The organism is Synechococcus sp. W65.1 (assembly GCF_047461615.1).
GTDB lineage: Bacteria > Cyanobacteriota > Cyanobacteriia > Thermostichales > Thermostichaceae > Thermostichus.
Map to the genome: position 1 here is coordinate 1 of NZ_JANSHI010000029.1, position 1,647 is coordinate 1,647.

The 1,647-nt window shown below is 56.6% G+C and carries 1 protein-coding gene and 1 pseudogene; one reads left to right on the top strand and one right to left on the bottom strand.

Features of this window, described 5'->3' with window-relative positions:
* Window positions 1-1,367: hypothetical protein (locus tag NW806_RS10930; protein WP_414411127.1), on the top strand; the 1,367-nt coding region annotated here is incomplete at its 5' end.
* 63 nt (window positions 1,368-1,430) lie between these two features.
* Here the strand turns inward: NW806_RS10930 and NW806_RS10935 are convergent.
* A pseudogene (locus NW806_RS10935) lies at window positions 1,431-1,647 on the bottom strand (peptidase M8); the annotation flags it as partial.

The window sequence follows — 1,647 nt, forward strand, 5'->3', positions numbered from 1 at the left end:
CTGTTTCCGACTTTACTGACGACGGGGTGGTGGACTGCAAGGATGCGGCGGTTTTGTTTGCGGCAATTTCAACAGGTTTTCCGCCGACGGCCAGTAAGATCAATCCCTTCCTTGCCACCACCCTGAAGCTCAGCGGTGTCAGCGTCACGCAGCCGCACTTAGATACCTTCTTCAGGGAGCCCACGCCGACTCCGACCCCGACTCCGACGCCGACGCCCACCCCGACACCGACCCCGACACCGACGCCAACTCCCAACTCCACGCCAACACCCACCCCGCCTCCGACTCCAACACCCTCGGTCGCTCAGTTTTTCGTGGATCCAGCAAGTGGGAGAGATACGAACCCCGGCACGGCCACTCAGCCCTTTCTAACTGTGAAGCATGCGCTAACTACGGACATTGTCAGGGCCGCTGCCAACACTATCGGCTCAGGCACCGGCGGAGGAACAGATGTAACGGTAACGATTGTCAGGGCAGCAACTCAGAACGTTTCTGGCCACATCAGCACCCCTAACCTGACTAGAGGCTCTGTGACGGTGGTTGGCCCCAGTGACTTTAACCTCAAGTTGGAAGGCAACCTCCTAACTCTCAACAAAGGCTATCGCCTCAAGGGCTTCCAGATTACCAGCGGGGATCCGGATGCTGACGCAAGTAATCAGAAACAAGCCGCCATTACGCTTGCCGGTGTAGGCACATCTCTAAACAACATGAATATTGATTGTAGAGGCCTTAACGATGCCGGCACGTCCTTTACAAGCTTGGGTGACAGGTGTATTGAGGTAACTGCTACAACGCTGGGCGATACCATTACGCTGGAAGGGCTGGAGGTTCAGATCACAGGCGACCAAAACTACACCGCCGCCATCGTGCATAGTAGTAGCGACACAACTACAACTCTAAGGGTAGTCGGCAGTACCATTAGATCTACCGGCAACAATGGTAAAGGTGTTGTGGGTGTTTTAGGTGGAGCTTCAGCAGGGCCGGTGATTGTTCAATCGAGCACGGTGGATCTCGAAAGCATTAACAGTGGAACCAACAGTGAACCAAACATAGCCGTTTGGCTAAACGTCGGAGACTCCAAGGTGTTGGGCCCAAGCTCTAAGATCAAGCTGAACGGTGGCGGAGGGAGCAGTCCGCCCAGCAATCCGGAAGGGGCAATTGGGATTAAAGCTAGCCACTCCAGCGGTACTGTGACAGTGGAGGGCACCAAATTCAGCACTGGAACCAATGGGGTTGGTATTGGCATCAAAAATGCAGCAACGGGAACGGGAACCCTAAGCTTAGGTACCACCAACACTTTCCCTTCTCCTCCCCCTCCCTGCGGCTCTGGGACCCTTTGCCTGTGGAGGAACGTTGACCCTCCCTGATCTTTAAGCTTGACTCCTCCCCCTGCTGGCCCCGCTAGGGGGCCTTTTTTGTGGGGTACTCCGCTAGGGTAAAAGCTCTATCTCACCCCCAATTGGGCCAAAAACCGCATCGTTCCCCAGGAAAAGCCCCTCCCCTGGGGGCAGGCGGCGCCCTTCTGGCGGCAGGGTATAGGGATCCGCAGCAGACAGGTTGACGCCCGTGAACCCCAAGTCCTGCATGGCTGCAGCCGTAATACGACTAAGAGCAGGGCGTGCAGGTGGCGGTGGCAGCACCGGCGTC